Source organism: Nocardia amamiensis NBRC 102102 (assembly GCF_001612745.1).
Classification (GTDB): Bacteria; Actinomycetota; Actinomycetes; order Mycobacteriales; family Mycobacteriaceae; genus Nocardia; species Nocardia amamiensis.
This window is the reverse complement of the sequence record NZ_BDBA01000032.1, coordinates 1-14,553: the sequence shown is the minus strand read 5'-3', so window position 1 is coordinate 14,553 and position 14,553 is coordinate 1. Positions and strand designations below refer to the sequence as shown.

The 14,553-nt window shown below is 63.3% G+C and carries 10 protein-coding genes, 1 tRNA gene and 1 CRISPR repeat array; of the genes, 8 read left to right on the top strand and 3 right to left on the bottom strand.

The window, feature by feature from the left end:
• Positions 1-170: 170 nt before the first annotated feature.
• Positions 171-527 carry a winged helix-turn-helix transcriptional regulator gene (locus NA4_RS09230; protein WP_067467077.1) on the bottom strand — a complete coding sequence of 119 codons (357 nt, stop codon included), beginning with the start codon at positions 525-527 and terminating at the stop codon, positions 171-173.
• Between the two features lie 144 nt (positions 528-671).
• Between NA4_RS09230 and NA4_RS09225 the strand changes: the two genes are divergently transcribed.
• Complete coding sequence (locus tag NA4_RS09225; RefSeq protein WP_067467169.1) at positions 672-1,544, top strand: NAD(P)-dependent oxidoreductase; 873 nt, start codon at positions 672-674, stop codon at positions 1,542-1,544.
• 137 nt (positions 1,545-1,681) lie between these two features.
• Positions 1,682-1,769 (top strand) — tRNA-Leu (locus NA4_RS09220).
• On the opposite strand, the gene NA4_RS38830 is transcribed toward NA4_RS09220, so the two are convergent.
• Positions 1,748-3,493 (bottom strand): recombinase family protein, encoded by a 1,746-nt coding sequence (locus NA4_RS38830; RefSeq protein ID WP_084496930.1) that lies wholly within the window; start codon positions 3,491-3,493, stop codon positions 1,748-1,750. The two genes, NA4_RS09220 and NA4_RS38830, sit on opposite strands and share 22 nt — an antisense overlap.
• Before the next feature lie 1,513 nt (positions 3,494-5,006).
• Positions 5,007-5,498: direct repeats of the CRISPR family, unit length 30 nt; unit sequence GTCCTCATCGCCCCTGCGAGGGTTGGCAAC.
• Between the two features lie 359 nt (positions 5,499-5,857).
• On the opposite strand from NA4_RS38830, the gene NA4_RS09210 reads away from it, so the two are divergent.
• From NA4_RS09210 to NA4_RS09185, 6 genes are all read left to right on the top strand, one after another.
• Positions 5,858-6,676 carry a CRISPR-associated endoribonuclease Cas6 gene (locus tag NA4_RS09210; protein ID WP_218022276.1) on the top strand — a complete coding sequence of 273 codons (819 nt, stop codon included), beginning with the start codon at positions 5,858-5,860 and terminating at the stop codon, positions 6,674-6,676.
• A complete protein-coding gene (locus NA4_RS09205; protein WP_218022275.1) occupies positions 6,661-7,362 on the top strand; it encodes a CRISPR-associated endoribonuclease Cas6 in 702 nt (233 codons plus the stop codon). The genes NA4_RS09210 and NA4_RS09205 overlap by 16 nt, the downstream gene beginning before the upstream one ends.
• Before the next feature lie 137 nt (positions 7,363-7,499).
• Positions 7,500-8,912, top strand: a complete 1,413-nt coding sequence (locus NA4_RS09200; protein ID WP_067467068.1) for a hypothetical protein — start codon at positions 7,500-7,502, stop codon at positions 8,910-8,912.
• Positions 8,913-8,914: 2 nt separating this feature from the next.
• Positions 8,915-9,973: a type I-B CRISPR-associated protein Cas7/Cst2/DevR gene (gene cas7i / locus NA4_RS09195; RefSeq protein WP_067467065.1), complete on the top strand. Its 1,059-nt coding sequence runs from the start codon at positions 8,915-8,917 to the stop codon at positions 9,971-9,973.
• A gap of 48 nt (positions 9,974-10,021) precedes the next feature.
• Entirely contained in the window at positions 10,022-10,678 is a 657-nt protein-coding gene (gene cas5, locus NA4_RS09190; RefSeq protein ID WP_067467062.1) for a CRISPR-associated protein Cas5, read from the top strand.
• A gap of 60 nt (positions 10,679-10,738) precedes the next feature.
• The gene (locus tag NA4_RS09185) at positions 10,739-13,159 is read left to right on the top strand and encodes a CRISPR-associated helicase/endonuclease Cas3 (RefSeq protein WP_067467061.1); all 2,421 of its coding nucleotides are present in this window, start codon (positions 10,739-10,741) and stop codon (positions 13,157-13,159) included.
• 153 nt (positions 13,160-13,312) lie between these two features.
• Here NA4_RS09185 and NA4_RS09180 read toward each other — a convergent pair.
• Positions 13,313-14,484 (bottom strand): IS3 family transposase gene (locus NA4_RS09180; RefSeq protein WP_157128918.1). Its coding sequence is split into 2 segments (ribosomal slippage): positions 13,313-14,229 and positions 14,229-14,484, totalling 1,173 coding nucleotides; the frame shifts between segments, so codons are not numbered across the junction.
• Positions 14,485-14,553 lie beyond the last annotated feature (69 nt).

Here is a 14,553-nt window from a genome sequence, read left to right as displayed (position 1 = left end):
CAGCCACGCCACCCACTCGTGCAAAGTTGTGACGTGGAACATACGACGGGCCTGGTTAACCGTCAATTACGTTATGTGTGCACAAAATTAACTAAAGTTACCAACTAGTAGCTTGATCTTTCGCTCGGCGATGTTGCCAAGATGAAACATTCACTTTTGAAGGATTCACTTCAGAGCGCCTGATGCACCCGCTCCGCACCGATCCGATCGATCCGGTCGCGGCCCCACGCGCCCAGCGGCTCGAGCGCGGCGTTGAGTGCGACGCCGAGGGCGGTCAGCCGGTACTCGACACGCGGCGGGACCTCGCGGTACACAGTCCTGTCGACGATGCCGTCCTCCTCCAGCTCGCGCAGCTGCTGGATCAGCATCTTCTCCGAGACCCCCGGCAACCCCTTACGCAGTTCGCCGAAACGCCGGACACCGAAGTTCTCCAGCTCCCACAGGATCAGCGCCTTCCACTTGCCGCCGATGACGTCCATCGCGGCATCGATACCGCAGAAGTATGGTCCTGATCGCTTCGCGCCCATCGTGCATCCTCTCTACCTGTTCACACACCAACTAGTAAGTACCAGACAAATTAGTAGGTACTTGTCGAGCCGCTTGGCATCGAGCAGTCTTGGTTGCGGCGCGCCGACCAGGACGTTCTCGAACCCAAGGAGTTGAAACCCGCAATGGCGGAAACCACGAACACCCCGGTAACCATCCTGGGACTGGGCGCAATGGGCCATGCCCTCGCCGCGACTCTGCTGAAGGCCGGCCGCACGACGTCGGTCTGGAACCGCACCCCCGGCAAGGACGCCGACCTCGTCACCGCCGGAGCTGTCGGCGCCGCGACCGTCTCAGACGCGATCAGCGTTGGCGGCCCGGTCGTCACCGTCCTGTTCGACCACGCTTCGGTACACGCCACCCTCGACCCGGTCGCCGACCGGCTGGCCGGGCGGCAGCTGATCAACCTGACCACCACCGCACCGGAGGAGTCCCGCGAACTCGCCCGCTGGGCGGCCGCGCACGACATCGCCTACCTCGACGGCGGAATCATGGCGGTACCGACCATGATCGGCCAGCCCGGCGCCTCCATCCTCTACAGCGGCTCGCAGACCGTCTTCGACGCCCACCGCGAGACCCTCGAATTGCTCGCCGCCGCAGAGTACTTCGGCGACGACGCCGGCTTCGCATCGACCTACGACTTCGCCCTGCTCGCCGCCATGTATGCGATGTTCGGCGGCTTCCTGCACGGCGCGGCCATGATGCGTTCGGTCGGCGTACCCGCCGCCGAATTCGCCCCACGGGTCGCCGCATGGGTCACCGCGATGACTCAGACACTCCCACTGCAAGGCCAAGCCATCGACGCCGCCGACTACACCGGCTCCTCCATCCAGCCCATCGCCTTCCACAAGGCGGCCCTCGACGCGATCAACCGCGCCAGCCGCGACGCAGGCGTCACCACCGACTTCGTCGCCCCCCTGAAGAACCTCCTCGACCGCCAGGTAGCCGACGGCAACGGCTCCCTCGCCTTCGAACGCACATTCGAAGAACTCCACTGATCCACCGCGCGGGCCGCGCCAGGCAGAACCCTGCCCGGCCCGCGCCGATTCACCCCTCGGCAACCCTCCGACAATCCCCAGGTCAGGCCACGATTTGGTCCACGCCCGGCGATCCGATAATCTTGCTGAGCACACCGGTCCGGGTGGCGGAATGGCAGACGCGCTAGCTTGAGGTGCTAGTGCCCTTTATCGGGCGTGGGGGTTCAAGTCCCCCTCCGGACACCAGTGCTAACCCCACAGGGGGTGGCACCAACGATTGCGAGTTGCTGTTGGTGCTGGTAGCGCACTTCTAAGGACAAGGTTCGGTACAGCTGAGCCTTATCGGCTGGATCTCCCGCAGCGAGTACCGCACGAATGTCGCCGAGTGAGTCGATCAACTTTCGGATCTCGATATCGGTGAGCCGATTGATCTTGGGTAGACTCTTCAACTCGGCCTGAGCTGCTGCTTTGTCCGCCTGTGCCGCGTTCATGGCCGTGACGAGGGCTTGCGGATCAACTCCTGCCTCGATCGCGGCGAGGTGACGCGAGAGTCTGGCCTCGGCGTCGGTAACGCGTTGTCGAAGCGTTCGTCGCTGAAGGTCGGTGTCATCGGTGTCTTGAGCGGCCACGAGAGCCGCGATGGTCTTCTCGCGGTGTTCACGATCGAACAGGCGCGCCAGCCAGCCGTCGATCGGCCCGACGACGACATCTTCGCGCAGGTTCACAGTTCGGGGATGGTCCTGCAAGACCGGACTCCCGGCGGCGATGGTCTTGGCACGGCATCGGTAGTACACGGCGTCACGAACCAACTCGGCCTGCATCTTTCGACCACAGCCCTCGCAGCGCACGAGTCCGCTCAGTAGATACGGGCGCAGACCGCTGGATGCTCTGTTGCGTTCGAGCTTGGCGCGAGTGCGGTTGCCACCGCCCGCACGCTGGCGTCGCAGTAGTTGAGCCTGGGTGAAGGTTTCTACCGAGACGATGGCCGGATGGGCGGGGCTTTTCGAGCGAACGATGCGGCGTGCGGGCGAGCGCCGGAAACGGGTGACGTTACCAGCGGCAGCATCATCGGGGTCGAGGAGTTCTTCGTGTTTGGTCCATCGGCCGAACACGGCGTAGCCGGTGTAACGAGGATTCTGCAGAATCGCGGCAACCGTACTGGCCTGCCAACCGTCCTGTGAGCGGTGACGATTCTGCTCCGGCCTGTGCGCTGAAGGGCAGGGCACACCTTCCCGGTTCAGAGCGATGGCGATGGCTTTGTCGCCGCGGCCGGCGAGGTAGTCACGAAAGATCCGTTGCACCACCGGCGCGGTGCTCACATCGAGTGAGAGGATCCGCAGCTTCAACCCGTCGGAGGCTCGGTGAGGGTTCGGGTGCGGCGGACCGTCGACCACCATGTACCCGTACGGTGCTCGACCGCCTTGGTGTCGGCCTTCGTTGAGGACTTGAGCGTCCATGCTCGCGCGGGTGCGCTGCTGAACATGCTGACGTTCGGACTCACTCAGCCCGCCGAGCATGCTCATCATCATCGAATGTGTGACATTGCGCGGATCGAAGCGTCCCCCAAGTTCGGGTACCCACGCCTGCACCCCATGCGCCTGCAGGCGCGGCGCGACCAAACTGAACTGATTACCGAACCAACACCGGGTCCCCTCGCCCACAACGATCGCCGTCCATCCTCGGGCCGGATTCTTCAGATCCGCCAGCAGCCGCGCGGCTTCCCGGCGTCGGTGCCAGGGCACCGACCGCGATTGGCCGATGTCGAAGTAGTCGGCGACGATGGACGCTTCGGACACGAACTTTTCCGCGTTGCCCCGCTGCCACCGATACGAGGTCTCCGGGTCCTGATTGTCTTCGGTCGAGCAGCGGCCATAGAACGCGAACCGCTGTTCACCGGCGCTTTCGACGGTTTCGGGGACGAGTCCCAACAGTTCGTCGAGCACGGCCCACTCGTTTGGCTGGTTTGGCATCGTCCTCCCTCTCGACGGGGTGTTCACGTGCATGTCGAAGCAGAATTTGAAGCAGCGCCCTGGCCGCGTCATCGGTCAACTCAGGCGGGCCATCGGGGCAGACGACTTCGATGATGCCAGGCCCATCCACGCGATGGTTAACCCTGCGATTGCTGGGGTCAGTGCACATGATGAGCGCCGGTGGAATTGAAGCGTACCGACGGATTGCAGATTGCTTGGTGCTCCGAACGTGCAGACCGGTATCGGAACGCTTGTGCATCCACCTTCAGCCGGGCCGCTCGGTTCGCAGTGATGGCTGCAGTCCCACGGCTGGCGCACCGCAAAACTGTTCTGCTACAAGTCGGTTCGTTGCACCTGACGCCCGTGCCAGCGATTGCGTTCGGAGGAGTCTTCGTTAGCCGCTGAGCCTCATGGGCTGGTGGCATATGAAATCGGAGCCAGTGCCCATCTCCTCCGCTATTTGCGCCACGGCATGGGTAAGGGTGGATCAGCGACATGAACGCGCATGATCCAGTCAACAGCCGGGACGAGGGCATGGCTCTCCTGTCCGCCCGTCTGCTGATTCTCCCTCGGCTCAGCCTACCGAAACGAGAGCTGAGTTGTTGTCTTTACGCGGCTCGGCACCGTGTTGCTTCAACGATGACTGTCAATGACAAGCTCTGTAACGGCGGCTACGTGCCTGATCCGAGTTGTCCTGCAGCACCGTGGGCGTCGCGCCCGACTCCGCACAGTGAGTTCGATGCCGAGGGGTGCACTGCCATTCCAAGCTGAGGCAGCCGACACGGGATTCGATGGTGGACAGGACTTTTCGATGCCGGGAAAGCCGGTGCCGGTGAGTGTACCCAGTGCAGCGATGCAGGGCGGGCGCAGTCGGTAGCCGGCGCCGATTCACAACTCATCCCACCACGCAGCCTTGCGCGAAGCTGCTTCCGGATAAATCGGACTGACTACAGATGCAAGCGACGACGCGTGGGCAGTCCAACCGCGGTACCCGACAGCCGCGGACCCGCGACCAATGGATTCGCAGTCCACGGCTTCTTGAGCTGTTCGACCAGCTTCAGAAACGTCCTGTTCCATGCTCTCACCAGCGTCGACGCAACAGAGGGCCGAACACCACGGATACTGTCGGATTCGGGCATATGCGAGGAGATTGCGATGAAAACAGGCAGTAAATGGACACCTTCGCGAGGAAGCTTGCGTGGTTACGCGCCGAGCCAGTGGCCGCGTGGCCTTGGATAGTGGAGCCGCAGTGCTGTATGCGCGGCGACGCCATCGAATCCTCGATCAGCAAGCGATGGGGTAGGCGTGCGGGTGCGTAAACACCTTTAGTCCGAGCACCCGCTACTTCGGCCACCCGCAACAGCTCAATGGAATCCTCCAAACCCGCACATTCGACTCTCGACCAAGATCGATCAGCGACACGCCGTACTTTCAAGCGCTACCAGAGGTCCGCTGCAACCCCCGTATCTTGCCACCCGCGAAGAAGGCCTCCCACCAGCAGCTTTACCCTGGGGTCCTCATCGCCCCTGCGAGGGTTGGCAACAGTCCTACTTCACATGGAAAGAGCTGTCATGAGCGGTCCTCATCGCCCCTGCGAGGGCTGGCAACTCGGTGGCGAAGTCGATTTGTGGTGTGGGTGTGGACGTCCTCATCGCCCCTGCGAGGGTTGGCAACGCGTTCACACCGCTTCGCGAGCAGCTCGGCTCGGCCGCGGTCCTCATCGCCCCTGCGAGGGTTGGCAACACCGTGAACCGGCCTCGGGTGATCGGGACGGTTTCAGTCCTCATCGCCCCTGCGAGGGTTGGCAACGCGAGACCGGCTCCGTGGTGAGTTCGCCCGGCAGGTCCTCATCGCCCCTGCGAGGGTTGGCAACTCGTTGTGGACGAGTTCGATGCCGCGGCCGCACAAAGTCCTCATCGCCCCTGCGAGGGTTGGCAACCCGGGCGGCGACGTGTACGAGGCCATCGCCCTGCTGGTCCTCATCGCCCCTGCGAGGGTTGGCAACGCGCCGGTCGGGAAGTCGCCGTGGACAACGGTGAGCGTGTTGTCATCGCCGGCTGCGAGGGTTGGGCAGGCGCGGACGGAGTCGGAAATCCGCAATACGTTCCTGTCTCCCACGAGGATGTTTAGGCGATTGCGCGCAAGGCCTTGGCCCGGAGAAATCGCAAGACCAAAGAGTGAAGCCGAGAATATCCAACTGACCGGTATCCAAATGTGGGGGTGGGCGTATAACCAACTGAAGGTTGGTTTCTAATCGCGGCTCGGTTTGTCGGTGGGTGCCGGTACGGTTGCGCGTGCTGCTTCACGCTGGGGAATGGAGGTTTCGTGAGGCTCAGAGTTGGGGTATCCACATCGGCGCGAGAAGTGCCGTGGGACAAGGTTCTTGAACCCGGGCGTGCGGTTTATTCGTTGTTGTCTGCTGCTGCACCGGCGTTGGCGCGACGTCTTCATGAGCACGGTTGGAGTCGGCACGGGATGGTGCCGTTCGGCTATTCCGGTCCTGTCTTTCCGCACGCCGGGAAGTGGCGCGGGGTGTACTCCGCGGGTGGCCGGGGGTATCTGGAGTTGGGCAGTCCGCTGCCGGAGGTGATTGCCGGGTGGTCGGTGGCGCTGTCGGGGCGTGATTTGATCGATTGGGGTGGGGTTGCTTTGCGTGTTCACGACATCGCCTTGGCGGAGACAGCGGCCGAGGAGGGTGCTGTGCGGTTGCGGACCCGGACGCTGGTGGTGATGAAGAGGTCCGGTCGCGATGATTCGGGGCAGCGTATGACGCGGCAGGCGTGGGTGTTGCCGACTGAGCCGGAGTTCCATCATTACTTCGAGCAGAATCTGCGCCGCAAAGCCGAAACCTTGGATCTGGTTCCGGATGTGGCGCTGGAGCAGATCAGCTGGGTGGGTCCGAAGCGGTCTTTTGCTGTCGGTGATGGGCTCAAGCCCGGCGCCGCTGTCGAAGCTGTTCTGCGGGGAGACCCGTTGGTTCTCAATGCTATTCGTGATTGGGGTCTCGGGCAGGCGAATGCGGCGGGCTTCGAATTCCGCGACGGTACGAGAAGTGCTGCGGCACAGTCCCTTGAACCTCGGCGGTGCGGTCAGCTACGGGCTATTGACCGCGCTGCCGTACCTGAGTTGCCCACACGAGAGAGCCGAACCTGTCGAGGAAAGTCGTCATGCGTCTGCGTTTGATGTTCCATACCGGAGCCCGCGAGTTGGCGTGGGACGACGTGCTGGCGCCTGGGCGAGCGCTGGCCTACACCCTGCTGAAAGGGTCTGCGCCAGAGTTGGGTGCCGCACTCCACAACAGCGGCTATGGCCCGCACGGCATGGCGCCGTTCGGGTACTCGGCGCCGATGTTCCCCGCCGCCCGCAAGAGGCCGCGTGTCTACAGTGCAGGCGGTCCTGGTGTGCTGGAGATCGGTAGTCCACTGCCCGAGGTCGTGGAGGCGTGGGCGAAGGCGTTGTTGATAATGCCGGTGATTGCTTGGGGTCCAGCAGCATTCATCGTGGACCAGGTCGAGTTGGCCGAGCCGCCGGTGTTCGCTTCGGGGCGTGCAGTGTTCCGCACGAGTACCCCGGTGGTGATGAAGGGTTCGGGCAAGGATGGTTCGGGTGTACGGAGAACGCGGCAAGCGTGGTGTCTTCCTGGTGAGCCGGAATGGGATTTCTATCTTCAGGGGAATCTGCGTCGTAAAGCGGAGACGCTTGGCCTCGATCCGGATGTGACGCTGGAAGCGGTGACCTGGGTCGGGCCCAAACGTTCGTTCGCGGTGCAAGGCGCAGGCGTGAGAAAGGTAAGAAGCCGGGAGCCTGCGTGGAGGTCGAGGTCAGCGGAGATCCCAAAACCCTTCAGGCGATCCATAGTTGGGGGTTAGGCCAGAACAATGCCGCCGGTATGGGCTGGATCCGCACCTAGAACTATGGCCTTCATCGTCCAGGCGGGCTGCGCGAGATGACGACCGGCCCCCGCAATTTTCTTACCTGCTTCACTCAGCTCTGAGAGCCAGGATGGATGTCTGACGTATCGGTTCACCAGTATCGGGTTGTTCTGACCCCGAGTCCGATTCAGCGAATCGGCGCGTTCGCTCTCGCCGCGCTGGCCGAGATCGAGCATCCCGAGGAACTGACGTCCGAGCAGTTCTCGAACGTCGTCGAGACGATGACCCAGCACCTCCAGACGACCGCAGAGGTCGCCAAAGCCGCCGAGCCTGGTGGGTTCTGGCTGGGTGCGAGTTATCTGTTGTGGCCCAACTCGAAGATCAATCCCACCTCCCGCGGCAAGCAATCGCCGGAGGAGCGACGCGAGTGGATCCGGCAGTGGCGGTCGATGCCTGACCCGGTCGACTGGCCTGCGGTGCCGTGTGAGTACTGCGACCGACCGGCGTGTGGCTGGTATGGCAAGGTCGACATTCCGCTGGGCGCCAGTCGCGAGCACCGGAACACCACTGCACCTGGTCACGAGGGCACTCCGCTGTGTTACCCGTGCTTGGCCAGTCTTTGGGCCTTCCCGTATGGAGCCGACTTGGGTGGTGGTCGTGCGGCGGCCATCCACTCCTGGGATTCCGAATTCTTGGCGCGCATGACCCAGGTCGCTGTTGAACGCACGCTCGCCGTTGCGGGGCTGCCCCCGCAGAAGACCAAGATCGGACCCTACGGGCGTGAGCACGCTGTGCTGACGGCTGTTCGTAGCTATGGTCACCGGTTGCGCGCGGGGGTGGAGTTGATCGTGCTGTCGAATTCCAATAAGGAGCAGTACCTGCGCACGCAGGAGATGGCGCAGCCTGTGGCGGAGTGGCTTCGCTCGACGGCCCGAGACGCCGATCGTCGCGCAGGGTACCCGACCGTGGTCGCCGCCCAGGCCACCAAAACTGTTCCCGGTGAGGCGTTCCTCGCCAAGCGTGCGTTCTCCGATCCCGAGGCGGTGTTTCACCGGACGACCGCGTATCTGCTGGAACAGGTTTCCGTTCAAGGAGCGATCCCCGACCAGGTGCGTCGGATAGCTCCGCTCATGTCTTCCTACTGCATCGAGGTGCTGCGTATGGACGAGAAAGACTTCACCCGAATCACCGAACTGGCCGGCAGGGTCGCTGCCCTCCTCGGCCAGGACTCCCGGCCAGGGCCGTTCCGGGACTTCATCCGCGCGAACGCCCGCGGCGGCAACCTCGACGGCTGGTTCCGCACCCAGGCCGTCGACTGGCTGGTGAAAAGCCGCCCAGCCGGAACACCGAAAACGTTGATCTCCGCGAAAGAGTGCCGCCTGCTTTTCGACGACGACAAGGCATGGACGTATCGGCGCCTGCTGGTCTACGCGGTTATCGAAGCGCTCGCCGAGCGTGACTGGCAGCCGAAAGGGTCACGTGAGGACCTCGACGACATCGCCGATGCCGCTGCAACCATCACCACCGACAACACCGAGGAGCAGTAACGATGACATACCTGGTGGGGCAAACCATCCTGGAGATCAAGGCCGGTGCCCCGAACAACGGCCGTGGCGAGGACAACCGCGGCATGGTCAAGCAGTTCAATGTCGGCCGCGCAACCTACCCGTATGTGTCGGCGCAGGCGTCGCGCCTCTGGATTCGTGACTCTCTGCCCGCCACCGAGCCTGTCTCGCCCGTGATTCGCAGCGGTGAGGGCAAAAAGCAGCAGGCATACACCAAGGGGCGGCCCGACCAGTATCTCGATGACGACCTGTTCGGGTACATGATCGCGGTCAAGGCGGATGAGGACGGCGCCAAGCGGGGTGAGTCGAAAGCCTTCATGCGCGACACCGTGTTGGCGACCGGTACGTTGGTCGCGGTTGTTCCGAACAAGCCGGTCATGGATTGGGGGACCATGAGCCGCGGTTTCGAACCGGGCACGAACCCGGTCATCCACGAACATGAGCTCTACACCGCTGACCTCGCCGGTGACCTGCTGTTGGATCTTCCCCGGGTCGGTACTTTCGAGGTCAGCGGAAAGACCACTAAGGCCGCCCTGTCCCCGTCGGTCGTCGCTGAGCTGATGGCCGATGGGGCGGTGGAAGTGTCGCTGCGCGGTGTGCAGTGTGTTCGGCTGCCGATCGAGGAACGACGCCGCCGCGTCGCAGTGCTGCTGCGCACCATGGCTGCGGTCAAGGGCGGAGCCAAGCAATCCGCGCACTACGGCGACCGCACACCGGGCCTGATCATCCTGGCGCCGATCAATGGCGGCACCAACCCGTTCACCCGCCTCGTGCGCGAACGCGACCGCAAGACCCACTTCGACACCGACATCCTGCGCGAGGAGATCGAGGCGTGGGAGGACGAGTTGGACGGCGCAGTCCGCATCGGCTGGGCCCCAGGGTTTCTGGGTGATCTGCGCGAACGCGCCCGCACGGATCTGGCCGACCTCATCGACAGTGAAAGGGTCACTATCGACCATCCCCGCACCGTCTTGCACACGCTGGCCGAGGAGTTCACCGACGGCAAGCGTGACGACTGGTTCGACGACCCTGCACCGCGGTAGCGCCGTCGTGAACTACCCGATGGACCGCTCCCCATGCAGAGGACACAGATGCGTATGACCCAGGCGCTGGAAATCGTTGTCACCGCTCCGATCGTCAGCTTCCGCAACCCGCTGTACGCGGGGGTGCAGGTCGGGCTGCCCTGTCCCCCACCGTCCACGGTTGGCGGGTTCCTCGCTGCCGCTGTCGGCGGATGGGATCAGGTGCCCGAAACCACGCGCTTCGCCATGACCTTTCGTGCCGAAGGCACCGGCGTCGACCTCGAGACCTACCATCCCCTCGGCAGCCCAGGGACACCCACCAACATCACGATCAAAGACCGAGAATTCCTCGCCCACACCACCCTCACCGTGTGGCTGATCGAGAACCTCGACATGTGGCAGCGGGCGCTCCGGCGCCCGGTCTGGCCACTACGGCTGGGCCGCAGCCAAGACTTGGTCGCAGTCAAAACCGGACGCACCGACCTGGTCTCCAGGTCAGGGGTTCAAGGCCACGCTGTCATGCCTCAGGAGATTCCCGGCACCGCGGGAACTCCGATGCGGTTGACCACCGCGATCTCCGATGACCGAGCCCGCAAGCGCTGGGGCAGCTACTGCTACGCCGCCCAAGGCGCCGCCGTCCAGGTCGACACCGGCTTGGCAACGCAAACCGGTCAGGCCATCGCGCTGCTTCCGTCCACTCATCCGGCACAGTTCGCCACCGCCTGACCACCCCACCCAGCACAAGAATGCAACACCATCGATGGCGAATTCCTGCCGGGAGAGCAGATGTATGAGTTGCGGGCTAAAAGCCCCGGTCGCGCGAAGCCGGGGCAGCCGCAGCGACCTGGCGAGCTGCTGACCACCCACTCACTGAAAACGCTGAAAGTGCTGCGGCGGATACGAGCCCGCGTCGGGCGTATCCCTGGACTTCCCGATGAGTTCTGGACATGGGCGGAGCTGGCCGCGCTGCTACACGACACGGGGAAATTCCCGTACGGTTTCCAACGCCAGATCGCCAACACCGATGAGCCGCCAACCGTTTGGGGTCAGCGACATGAAGTCCTCTCGCTCGGGTTCGTCAGCCTGCTACTGAACGACTACCCGGAGCGCGACCGTGTGTGGGTCGCTTCCGCCGTCGCTGGTCACCACCGCGCCTTCACCGGCGGCAGCAACGCCCGCAAGCTTCCTGTCTTCACCCAGTACGGCGATGACAACGCCACAACGTTCACCACAAAATTCTTTCCCGCCGAAAACGACCACCTCATCCGACTCTGCCGGTGGCTACACGACACCGCTCGCCACTATGGGCTGCCCGTCGACGACAGCATCACCGAGGTGACGATCGACGAGCTGGCTGCCCGAGCCCACGCAGTGCTGGAGAAACTGATCGACCGTTGGGAGTGGCCGTTGCGCAACGGCGACAGCGACGGCCGCACGGCAGTGCTGCTGCTCGGCGCTCTCACCATGGCCGACCACCTCTCCTCCGCTCCAGGGGCCTACCTGCACACACGCCAACCCCTCACCGCCGACTACCCCGGTCAGCTGATCGAACGACTCACCCACGACGGGTACGCGCTGCGCCCCCAGCAGCAGAACGCCCACGACACCCGTGGTCACCTGCTGCTGCGCTCCTGGACCGCCAGCGGCAAAACCGAAGCATCCCTGCTGTGGGCACGCACCCAGATCAGCGAACTCACCAAGAGCAGCGAGAGCATCCCCCGCGTCTTCTACGTCCTGCCATACCTTGCCAGCATCAACGCGATGACCAACCGGCTCACCAAAGAATTGGACACCCGAGACGGAATCGGTGTCGCCCACTCCAAAGCCGCATCATACCATCTCGCCCACTCACTCGCCGACGACACCGACGAACACGACAACGACGCCGTCGCAGCTGCCCGCAAGGCCCGCTCCCGGGCGCAAGCCACGAAGAACTTTCGGGAACTGCTGCGCGTCGGCACGCCCTACCAACTCCTACGCGGAGCGCTCGCTGGGCCGGTGCATTCCAGCATCCTGCTCGATAGCGCCAACTCCGTATTCATCCTCGACGAACTGCACGCCTTCGACACCCGCCGCCTGGGCCTGATCCTGGCCATGATGCGGTTTTGGGAACAGATCGGCGGCCGCATCGCCGTCCTATCCGCCACACTGCCGACCCGCCTCACCGATCTCGTAACCAACACCCTCGAACAACCCCTCCGCCTCGTCACCCCACCCGCCGAGACCGCAGCACCAGCCCGACACCGAATCCACACCCGCCCCTCCCGCCTCACCGACCCGCAATCCATCGACGAAATCCGCGACCAGCTCACCGCCGGCCGCTCAGTGCTGGTCGTCGCCAACAACATCAAAGACGCCATCACCCTCTACCGGGACCTGGCACCATCCTGCATCGAACCCCACGGCAGCGATTCGGCTTTCCTGCTGCACTCACGCTTCAGACGCTGCGACCGCACAACCATCGAGCGACGCATCCTCGACCGTTTCGAAGTCGGCAAACAACGCCAGCCTGGACTGCTGGTCGGTACACAGGCCCTCGAAGTCTCACTCAACATCGACCTCGACATGTGCTACACCTCCGCGGCCAACCTCGAAGCCCTACTACAACGCTTCGGCCGAGCCAACCGCATCGGCGCCCTCCCACCGGTACCGGTGACCGTGCACCAACCCCACTACCGGCAGCGCGGACAGAACAAAACACTGTGGGCCGACGGCGTCTACGAAGAAACACCGACCAGACTGGCGTGGGATATTCTCTGCCGCCACGAAGGTGAAGTCATCAACGAGAACACAACCACCGCATGGCTGGACGAGATCTACGCGACCTCCTGGGGTGAACGATGGCGGATCGACGTCGAAAGACATCGTGATGACTTCCAGCGCGGATTCCTCAGCTTCCGCCATCCCTTCGACGACCGCTCAGCCCTCACCGACAGATTCGACCAACTCTTCGAAGGCACGGAAGCCATCCTCAGCACCGACCGCGCCGACTACGAGAAAGCGCTCAACAGCAGCGAAGACCGAGCCACCGGGAAACTCCTCGCCGACGAATTCCTTATCCCCATGCCCTACTGGGCCGAAAAACACACCCAACCTGCCAGTGACCTCAACGTCCGAACTATCAACGGCAAATATGACCGTGAACTCGGGTTACTCGCAGTCGACGGCCCATCGCGGCAAACCTACCGACTCGACGAGAGCGAGTAACACACGACGCAATCCATGCATGTTCATCAGCGCTCCGATGGCCACAAGCCGGTCCTGACCGTCCCGCACCTACTTAAGCTCATTGACAAATTCACAGCGTTCCCAGCATTGAGGAGCCCGGTGGCTTCCGGACAGCGGCCCCGTAGGTCTATCTCATGCCGCTATCTGCTGATTCAGGAATGCGGTATGCACCTGCTGTGGCGTCTTGTAGCCGAGTCCCGAGTGGAGACGTTTCCGATTGTAAAACGTCTCAATGTATTTCACAACCGCGCGCCGCGCATCGGCGTGAGTAGCCAACGAAACACGGTGCAGCCACTCATTTTTCAGGGCGCCGAAGAACGATTCCGCCATTGCATTATCCCAGCACACGCCGGTGCGTCCTACCGATTGTTTCATCCCCATCCGCGCCAGCTTCTTCCCGAAAGCGTAACTCGTGTAGTTCGATCCGCGATCAGAATGGAAGATGGCGTCCTTCACGATCGGCACGCGACCGGCTGCCATATCGAGAGCGGCTTCGATCAAAGGGGTCCGGTAATGGTCGGCCATCGACCAGCCGGCCACCATCTTCGTGCCACAGTCGATCACCGTCGCCAGATACAGCCAGCCTTCCCCGGTGGGAATGTAGGTGATGTCGGAGACGAATTTGCGTCCCGGCCCGGCCGCGGTGAAGTCCCGGCCCACCAGATCGGGGATCCGGTGGTCGAGCTCGGCGTCGGTGGTGATCGGCCGCCACGGCCGCGGCTGGACCGGCCACAACCCCATCTCGCGCATCAGCTTGCGCACGGTGTCGTCGTCGACCAGGTGACCGGAGCCGGTGAGCACCGCGTGGATACGCCGGTATCCGTATGTGTGATAGCTGTCGTCGAACACAACCCGGATCATCAACTTCAAATCCTCGCGCCGGTCCTCGGATTCGGGTACCGGTCGTGACTTCCATTCGTAATAGCCCGATCGCGACACATCCAGATTCCGGCACATGAACGCCACAGAATAGGCCTTCTCCTCGTCCAGCTCGGCGATGAAGGCGAACTTCACTGCTGCCGGCTCGCGAAGAAGGCCGCCGCTTTTTCCAAGAATTCTGCCTTCATACGCAGTTCCCGGTTCTCGCGTTCGAGCTCCCGCAGCCGCGCCCGCTCCGCCATCGTCAACGGTTCCTCGGCGACCGGATTCTTCTTCCGATGCGCTGCCACCCAATTCGTCAGCGTCCCGGAGTTGATGCCCAGATCACGAGCGATCTCCGCGATCGACCGCTCCGGTGACTCGATCACCATTCTCACGGCCTCGTCCTTGTACTCCGGCGAGTACTTCCTGCGATGCTGACCCACGAACTGTTCCCTCACTTTCCGTAACCACCCTACGAGTGGCCACTGTCCGGAGGGAACCGGTCACCTCAC

Bases quoted from the DNA above. Each gene is read 5' to 3' on its own strand.
- NA4_RS09225 (WP_067467169.1), top strand. From the start codon at position 672: ATGGCGGAAACCACGAACACCCCGGTAACCATCCTGGGACTGGGCGCA.
- NA4_RS09185 (WP_067467061.1), top strand. From the start codon at position 10,739: ATGTATGAGTTGCGGGCTAAAAGCCCCGGTCGCGCGAAGCCGGGGCAG.
- NA4_RS09205 (WP_218022275.1), top strand. From the start codon at position 6,661: ATGCGTCTGCGTTTGATGTTCCATACCGGAGCCCGCGAGTTGGCGTGG.
- NA4_RS38830 (WP_084496930.1), bottom strand. From the start codon at position 3,493: ATGCCAAACCAGCCAAACGAGTGGGCCGTGCTCGACGAACTGTTGGGA.
- cas7i (WP_067467065.1), top strand. From the start codon at position 8,915: ATGACATACCTGGTGGGGCAAACCATCCTGGAGATCAAGGCCGGTGCC.
- NA4_RS09230 (WP_067467077.1), bottom strand. From the start codon at position 527: ATGGGCGCGAAGCGATCAGGACCATACTTCTGCGGTATCGATGCCGCG.
- cas5 (WP_067467062.1), top strand. From the start codon at position 10,022: ATGCGTATGACCCAGGCGCTGGAAATCGTTGTCACCGCTCCGATCGTC.
- NA4_RS09200 (WP_067467068.1), top strand. From the start codon at position 7,500: ATGTCTGACGTATCGGTTCACCAGTATCGGGTTGTTCTGACCCCGAGT.